The organism is Jidongwangia harbinensis (assembly GCF_020216025.1).
In the GTDB taxonomy this organism is placed as follows: Bacteria; Actinomycetota; Actinomycetes; order Mycobacteriales; family Micromonosporaceae; genus Actinoplanes; species Actinoplanes harbinensis.
Genome location: NZ_JAIWNC010000004.1, coordinates 382105 through 390134 on the forward strand (window position 1 = coordinate 382105; position 8030 = coordinate 390134).

Here is an 8030-nt window from a genome sequence, read left to right on the forward strand (position 1 = left end):
GGAGGTTACGTGGAAGCGGATCTGGCGGCGGCCTACGAAAGGTGTCGTGAGCTGCATAGACGCCACGGCCGCACGTATTACCTCGCGACCCGGCTGCTCCCCGGGTGGAAACGACGCCACGTTCACGCTCTGTATGGGTTCACCCGCTATGCGGACGAGATCGTCGACCGCACCGAGGACCTGCCGCCGGCCGAGCGCGCCGCCCGCCTCACCGAGTGGTCCGAGCAGTTCCTGGCCGGTCTGCGCGGCGAACCGACCGACGATCCGCTGCTGCCGGCCGTGCTGCACACCATCGCGGTCTTCGACCTCGATCTCGACGACTTCGCGTCGTTCCTGCGCAGCATGGCGATGGACCTCACGGTCACCTCGTACGCCACCTACGACGACCTGCTCGACTACATGGAGGGCTCGGCCGCGGTCATCGGCACCATGATGTTGCCGATCCTCGGCTCCCGGGATCCGGCCGCCGCCCGCGAACCGGCCCGCCAACTCGGCCTGGCGTTCCAGCTCACCAACTTCATCCGGGACGTGGAGGAGGACCTGGAACGCGGGCGCACCTACCTGCCCGACGAGCACCTGGCCCGGTTCGAGGTGACCCGGGCCGACCTCGAGCAGGCGCGCGCCGAACACCGGTCCAGCCCGAAGATCAAGGCCCTCATCCGGTACGAATGCGCGCAGGCGCAGGTCCACTATCGACAGGCCGCGCCGGGCATCCCGTTGCTGAATCCGGCCTCGCAGGCGTGCATGCGCACCGCGTACCGGCTCTACGGCGGCATCCTCGACGAGGTCGCCGCGGCCGACTACGACGTGTTCGTCCGCCGCGCCACCGTGCCCAACCGGCGGCGCGCGTCGGTCGCCCTGACCAGCGTGCTGACCCCGGCCGGCACGCCGATGCGGGCCGGCGCCTGATGCGTACCGCCGTGGTGCTGTTCACCCGCGACCTGCGGGTCCGGGACAACCCGGCGCTGGCCGCGGCCTGCGCGCACGCGGAGCGCGTGGTCCCGCTGTTCGTGCTCGACCCGGCGCTGCAGTCCGGCTCGGCGAACCGGGTCCGGTTCCTGCACCAGGCCCTCGCCGACCTCCGCGAATCGCTCCGCGGCAAGCACGGCGACCTGGTGGTGCGCACCGGCGACCCGGTCGCCGAGACGGTCGAGGTGGCCCGCGCGGCCGGCGCCGAGGGGGTGGCGATGGCGGCCGACGTGAGCCGGTACGCCCGCCGCCGCGAACGCGACCTGGCCGCCGAGTGCGAACGGCACCGCCTGTCGCTGCGCCTGTTCCCGGGCGTCACCGTGGTGAACCCCGGCGACGTGCGACCCGGCGGGGGCGGCGACCACTACCGGGTCTTCTCCCCGTACCACCGCGCCTGGGAGGCGGCGAAGTGGCGCGACGAGGCGGCCGAGCCGCGCACCGTCCCGCTGCCCGACGGGCTCGACGCCGGCGTGCTGCCGGACCCGCCCGCCGGGGACTCACCCGGTGCGGTCGACGGCGGGGAGACCGAGGGGCGGCGGCGACTGGCGGCCTGGCTGCGCCGGATCGACTCCTACGTCGAGGTGCACGACGACCTGGCCGCCGACGACACGTCGCGGCTCAGTCCGTACCTCCGCTTCGGTTGTGTCTCGCCGCTCGCGGTGGCGAACGCGGTGCGGGGGCGGACCGGCCCGGGCCCGGAAGCGTTCCTCCGCCAGCTCTGCTGGCGCGACTTCTACTACCAGGTCACGAACGGCTTCCCGGAGATCTCCACCCGGGCCTACCGGCGCAGCGGCGACCCCGACTGGCGCGCCGACCCGGACGCGCTGCGGCACTGGCAGGACGGCCGCACCGGAGTGCCCATCGTGGACGCCGGCATGCGCCAGATGCGGGCCGAGGGCTGGATGCACAACCGGGCCCGGCTGATCACCGCGGCGTTCCTGACCAAGCACCTCGGCCTGGACTGGCGGCCCGGCGTGGCCTGGTTCTACCGGTGGCTGCTGGACGGTGACGTGCCGAACAATTCGGGCAACTGGCAGTGGGTCGCGGGCACCGGGAACGACACCCGGCCGTACCGTCGGTTCAACCCGATCCGCCAGGCCGAGCGCTTCGACCCCGACGGCGTGTACGTTCGTCGCTACGTACCCGAACTGGTTTCGGTTCCCGGCAAGGCCGTGCACCAGCCGTGGCGGTTGCCCGCCGCGGTCCGCCGCGGTCTGGACTACCCGGGTCCGCTGGAGTCGCACCGCGACGAGGCGGTTTGGTTACGACCGTGAGGTTCCCGTCCGGTTCGCCGGACGGGTGTGAGAAGCGGGCCCTGCCGACTTGTTGCGTTCGTCCGTTCGGCCGGCAGGGCCCGCGATCACTTTCCCGTCGTGGCGTGCAGGAAACCCTCAGGCAGGCAGGTTTCGCCAGGTGACATAGCGGTGCACGGCGATACCGGCGAACGCCGGCGAGTTCCGGGTGGCGGCGTCCACTTCGGCCATCGCCGCCCCGAGCCGGGTCGCGCCCTCCTCGGCGAACGTGCAGTACGAGCAGTCCGCCAGCGGTCCGGTCTCGACGCCCAGCCGGACCCGCTTGCCCACGGCCGCACCGCGGCGCAGCCAGTCCGCGCTCACCGTCATGATCGAGTTCGGTCCGGTCACGGTGTCCCGGTAGCTCATCACGGTGATCGCCTTCACCCGGCGCAGCACCTCGTCCGCCAGGTTCTTGCCGCCGACGGTGTACTGGCCGTACCAGAACGGCACGTCCGCCTCCAGCGGCAGCGTGCTCGCCGCGCGCATCTTGTCCAGCAGAGCCAGGTACGCCTTCAGCGTGGCCGAGAGGTTGCTGTTCCAGCCGTTGGTCAGGTACGGCTCGACGTCGAGGTGGATGCCGGCGAACAGGCCGGTCGACACCACGGCCCGTTGCCAGGCGAGCGCGGCGGCATGCCCGGTGGTCCAGGCCGGGTCGCCACTCAGCGCGGTGAGCCGGATCCGGTTCTGGTCGGCCCGCTGCTTCATCTCCCGTAACCGGGGCAGGCTGCCGTCGGTGAGTACGGTCGGCGTGACGTACACGAAGATCTCGGACACGTTCCGCTCGGCCGCCCAGGACACCACCTCGTCGGCGGGCGGGTCGTCCCACAGCCACATGGCGCGCGTGTTCGGTGCCACCGGGGTGAGGCCGGCGCCGCCCGCGGACGAAGCCGCGGGCAGCGCCAGGGCGGTGGCGGCCAGCACGACGACGGACACCAGCCCGGCCCGTAGTCGTGCCTTCATGAACCGTCTCCTCGCCTCTATCTCACTTCCGCGAGGATCCAGAATCGGCGGCGGCCGGTGGGCCTTTAGGAATCGGCCAGCGCGGATTCGATCCGCTCCACCGCGGCGAAATCGCCCAGCCGCCGGGTCACGTACCCGATCGCCTGCCCGCGGACCGGATCCGCCCAGGCCGCGTTGCCGCCCAGCCCGCCCATGCCCCAGGAGGAATCCGGTTCCAGCTGAACCCCGAGCCCCCACACGACGTCCTGGTCGAGGAACCGGTCCACGCCGGCGAACTGGGGACTCGCCATCGACGCCCCGATCGGCGCGTCCATCAGGCCGGCGTAGAACCGGGCCAGCGACATCGCGGTGGCGTGCAGGTTCACCGCCGGCACCGACGCGGAGCGCCACCCGGAGCCGTTGACGACCGCCAGATCGCGGGCACCGGCCGGATTCGACACCGCCCGGGCATGCAGCGACCCCGGTGCGCCGAGCATCCGCTGCGGCCAGTCCGGTGTCTCGTACTCCAGCTCGGCGCAGCGGGCGACGTCCGCCGGGCCCAGGCCGAAACCGAAGTCCAGCCCGCCCGGCGCCGCGATCTCCTCGGCCACGAACCGGGCCGGCGGGCGCCCGTCCACCCGGCGCACCAGCTCACCGAGCAGATGCCCGTAGGTGAGGGCGTGCTCCGCGGCCACCGTGCCGGGCGGCCACTCCGGCTCGGCCCGCGCCAGGTCGGCACAGAGCAGGTCCCAGTCGATCCAGGCCCCGGCATCCCGGGGCACCGGAAAGGCCGGCAGGCCGGACGTGTGGGCGAGCACCTGGCGTACCGACGCCCCGGCCCGGAACTCCGGCCAGTACCGGGCCACTGGCTCGTCCAGCCCGAGAGCCCCGCGCTCGGCGAGCAGCAGCACCGCGTACGCGATCACCGGCTTGCCCGCCGAATAGACGTTGACCAGCGTGTCCTCGCCCCACGGCACGGTCCGGCCGGCGTCCGCGAAGCCCTCCCGGAGATTCACCACCACCTCGCCGTGCGCGATCACGGCCAGCGCCGAACCGCCACGCGGATCGGCGGTGAACGCCTCCCGGACCGCCTCGAAACCGGGCGCCACCCGGCCCGTCGTGCACAGCTCGTCAGACACCAGCGCACCATAGCCGCCGGGAGTGGGAAGCTGTCTGACATGGGCGAAGCGGAGCAAGCAGACGTGATCGTGGTCGGCCTCGGGGTCGGCGGCGAACAGGTGGCCGGCGAGTTGGCCGCGGCGGGCCTTCGGGTGGTCGGCATCGAACACACCCTGGTCGGAGGCGAGTGCCCCTACTGGGGCTGCATCCCGACGAAGATGATGATCCGCGCCGGTAACGCGCTGGCCGAGGCCCGGCGCATCCCCGGCCTGGCCGGCGCGGCCACGGTGCAGGCCGACTGGGCGCCGGTGGCCCGGCGGATCCGCGCCGAAGCCACCGACACCTGGGACGACAAGGTCGCGGTCGAGCGGTTCACCGGCAAGGGCGGCCGGTTCGTCCGCGGCCGCGCGACCATCCTCGGCCCCGGCCGGGTCCGGGTCGACGATCAGCACTACACGGCCGAGCGTGGGCTGGTCATCGCCACCGGCACCACCGCGGTCATCCCGCCCGTCGACGGCCTCGCCGGCACGCCCTACTGGACCAACCGCGACGCGGTCGAGGCGGAGGAGCTGCCCGAGTCGCTGATCGTGCTCGGCGGGGGCGCCATCGGCCTGGAACTCGGTCAGGTGATCGCCCGCTTCGGCACCCGGGTCACCGTCATCGAGGGCGGTGACCGGATCCTCGCCATGGAGGAACCGGAGTCCTCCGCCCTCGCCGCCGAGGCCCTCACCCGCGACGGCGTCACCATCCGCACCGGTGTCCGCGCCCAGCAGGTCGCCCACTCCGCCGACGGCTTCACGCTCACGCTGTCCGACGGCAGCACCGTCCACGGCGACCGCCTGCTGGTCGCCACCGGCCGCGCCGCCCGCCTCGACGGCCTCGGCCTGGACACGCTGGGACTCGACCCCACCATGCGGTTCCTCACCACCGACGACCGGATGCGTGCCGCCGACCGGGTGTGGGCGGTCGGCGACGTCACCGGCAACGGCAACTTCACCCACATGGCGGTCTACGAGGCGGACATCGCGATCAACGACATCCTGGGCCGCAGCGGGCCCCGCGCGGACTACCGGGCCCGCCCGCGGGTGACGTTCACCGACCCCGAGATCGGCGCGGTCGGCGTGACCGAGAAGCAGGCCCGCGACGCGGGCGTCGACATCCAGGTGGGGTACGCGAAACTGCCGTCGACCTCGCGCGGCTTCATCCACGGGCCGGGCAACGACGGCTTCATCAAGGTGATCGCCGACTCTGCCCGCGGCGTCCTGATCGGCGCGACCACGGCCGGCCCGGCCGGCGGGGAGATGATCGGCGCGCTCTCGGTGGCCGTGCACGCCGAGGTCCCGGTGGCCACGCTGGCCACCACGATCTGGGCGTACCCGACGTTCCACCGCGGCATCGGGGACGCGGTCCGGGCGCTGAGCTGATCAGGCTTCCGCGCTCGCCCTTCTGCGCTCGCCGCCGGTCAGCGTTCCGCGTGCCGCACCAGCAACCGCAGTTGCGACACGTCGTCCGCGCCGGCCGCGCGGAGTGTCCGCTCGACCGCGTCGGCGCAGACCACCACCATGCGCCGGGTGCCCGGCAGCCCGGCCGCCGTCCGCAGGATCACCGCCGCCGCCCCGGCATCCAGATGCCGCAGGTGGTTGAGATTCAGATGGATGTCCGGGTCCAGCCGGACCGCCTCGGCGAGCGCGTGCTCCAGCGCGGCGGCCCGGCGCCGGTCCAGGTCGCCGGCGGCACGGATGCCCGGCGGCACGTGCTGACGGCAGATCCGCAGCACCGCGTCCTCGTGGTAGACGGTGGCGGCGACCGTGCGGGTGTGCACCCGCGCCGCGTACCCGAGGGTGACCGGGTCGAAGCTGTCCCGGTCGTACTCGCAGATCGCGGTCAGCCGGCCCGCCCCGAAGAGCCTGCCGACCTCGGACTCGAACGCCAGCAGCTGCTCGGCGTTGGCCTGCGGGCGCGCCGCCCAGCACATGTCCGCGGTGAAGCGGAGCCCGGTGTGGTTCTGCCGTTCGGCCTCGTCCAGCGCGGCCCGCAGGCGTTTCACCATCACCGCCGCGTCCGGTCCGGCGCCGTCGCCCCACAACCGCTCGCTGGGCTCCACACTCAGCCGGTGCCCGGTCCCGGCCAGCCCGCGTTCCACCAGCTCGCCGCGCAGGTCGTCGACCGCGTCGGTGTAGCAGATCACCCGCTCGCCACGGTCCAGGCCGGTGGCCACGAACCCGGCCAGGATGTCCAGTCGCTCCTCCGGGTCGGAGTACGTCAGACATGCGTGGTCGCCCGGTCGGAGCCGGTCCACCGGCGTGGTGCTCTGCATGCCCGGTGGATACCCGGTGCCACGTACCTCATGCCCCGGGGTTTAGCCGGCACCCGGCGGGGAATCGCCCGAAGATGTTGCGGAAGATGCTCACCCGTCTGGAACAGGCGCACTCGCTCGACGCCGTCGGCGACACCCTGCAGAAGGCGGTGATGGGCGCGATCCGTCCCAGCGCGGTGCGCGACTTCCTGCACGGCACCTGGCTCGGGCACCCGCTGCACCCGGTGTTGGTGCAGATGCCGGTCGGGGCGTTCCTGTCCGCGGCCGTGCTGGACCTGATGCCCGGTGAGCGGAAGGCGGCCACCACGCTGATCGCCGTGGGTACGGCCGGCGCGGCACCGGCGATGGCGGCCGGGCTCACCGACTGGTCCGAGATGACCAAGGACCGCCGCCGGGTCGGACTGGTCCACGCCGCCGGGAACACGGTGGCGCTGGGCCTCTACATCGGTTCGCTGGCCGCCCGGTTGTCCGGACGCACGGCACGCGGCAAGGCGCTGGCGTTCGCGGGACTGTCGATCGCCGGTGCCAGCGCCTACCTGGGCGGGCACCTGTCGTACTCCCAGGGCGGCGGCATGAACCATGCCGCCCCGGACGTCGCCCGGCTGCCCGAGGACTGGACCGCGGTGGGCGAGCTGGCCGCGCTACCGGACGGCAAACCGGCGGTACGCCGCCTCGACGACGTGCCGATCCTGCTCTACCGACAGGGCGACCGGGTGACCGCGATGATCGAGCGCTGCTCGCACGAGACCGGTCCGCTGGGCGAGGGCGACGTGGTCGGCTCGGGTGCGGACGCCTGCGTGGTGTGCCCGTGGCACGGCAGCACGTTCCGCCTCACCGACGGTGCCGTGGTGCACGGCCCGGCCGCGAACGACCAGCCGATCCTGCGCTGCCGGGTGGTCGCCGGCGTGGTCGAAGTGGCCCAACCTTAGGAAAACGCTGCGCTGACCTGGCGTTATGCGGAACACTGGGGGCCGATTTGGAGGCTCGGGGAGACACCGGGTAGTGTTCTTTCTCGGCAGGGAAACGGGCGAGCTCGCGGGATTCACCGCAGCGGCCGTCCTGCCAAGTCCTCCGACACTGAGTTCGTAGCGGTGCTGCGCTCGTAGCGAAGCTGCGTTCGTGTTCTTGCTGCGCGCTCATGGCGAGGGACGTACTGGGTCAGACAGGCACCAACCGGGAGATACCGGTTGACACGGCCAGGAAGACACAGTAAAGTTGAACGAGTGCCCCGGGCGCGGGCTGCAGGGTTCTGCGGTTGGTGTCGGGTGTGTGGTTGTTCTTTGAGAACTCAACAGGGTGCTTGATAAGCCAGTGCCAATTGGTATGGCTCGTGCCTTTTTTGGTGCGGGTTGTCTTTGGCAACAGATTGTTTGTTGCTGGGATGATTTTCT

At 72.2% G+C, this 8030-nt stretch carries 8 protein-coding genes; 4 read left to right on the forward strand and 4 right to left on the reverse strand.

The annotated features are described in order from the left end of the window. The first annotated feature begins 9 nt into the window (after positions 1–9). The gene (locus LDL48_RS08555) at positions 10–909 is read left to right on the forward strand and encodes a phytoene/squalene synthase family protein (RefSeq protein ID WP_225254474.1); all 900 of its coding nucleotides are present in this window, start codon (positions 10–12) and stop codon (positions 907–909) included. Continuing rightward, a complete protein-coding gene (locus tag LDL48_RS08560; RefSeq protein WP_225254475.1) occupies positions 909–2243 on the forward strand; it encodes a cryptochrome/photolyase family protein in 1335 nt (444 codons plus the stop codon). Before LDL48_RS08555 ends, LDL48_RS08560 begins: the two co-directional genes overlap by 1 nt. 117 nt (positions 2244–2360) lie before the next feature. Here the strand turns inward: LDL48_RS08560 and LDL48_RS08565 are convergent, their stop codons facing one another. Both LDL48_RS08565 and LDL48_RS08570 read right to left on the reverse strand, forming a co-directional pair. Beyond that, the gene (locus tag LDL48_RS08565) at positions 2361–3224 is read right to left on the reverse strand and encodes a hypothetical protein (RefSeq protein ID WP_225254476.1); all 864 of its coding nucleotides are present in this window, start codon (positions 3222–3224) and stop codon (positions 2361–2363) included. A 65-nt stretch (positions 3225–3289) separates the two neighbouring features. Next, positions 3290–4342: a serine hydrolase domain-containing protein gene (locus LDL48_RS08570; protein ID WP_225254477.1), complete on the reverse strand. Its 1053-nt coding sequence runs from the start codon at positions 4340–4342 to the stop codon at positions 3290–3292. Positions 4343–4381: 39 nt separating this feature from the next. On the opposite strand from LDL48_RS08570, the gene LDL48_RS08575 reads away from it, so the two are divergent. Beyond that, positions 4382–5746: a dihydrolipoyl dehydrogenase family protein gene (locus LDL48_RS08575; RefSeq protein ID WP_225254478.1), complete on the forward strand. Its 1365-nt coding sequence runs from the start codon at positions 4382–4384 to the stop codon at positions 5744–5746. A gap of 38 nt (positions 5747–5784) precedes the next feature. Here LDL48_RS08575 and LDL48_RS08580 read toward each other — a convergent pair whose 3' ends face one another. Beyond that, positions 5785–6639, reverse strand: a complete 855-nt coding sequence (locus LDL48_RS08580) for an MEDS domain-containing protein (protein ID WP_225254479.1) — start codon at positions 6637–6639, stop codon at positions 5785–5787. Between the two features lie 86 nt (positions 6640–6725). Here LDL48_RS08580 and LDL48_RS08585 point away from each other — a divergent pair, with 86 nt between their 5' ends. Next, positions 6726–7568: a Rieske (2Fe-2S) protein gene (locus tag LDL48_RS08585; protein ID WP_225254480.1), complete on the forward strand. Its 843-nt coding sequence runs from the start codon at positions 6726–6728 to the stop codon at positions 7566–7568. 229 nt (positions 7569–7797) lie between these two features. Here LDL48_RS08585 and LDL48_RS08590 read toward each other — a convergent pair. Then, positions 7798–8030 (reverse strand): hypothetical protein (locus tag LDL48_RS08590; protein ID WP_225254481.1); only part of this gene is annotated, 233 nt, incomplete at its 5' end.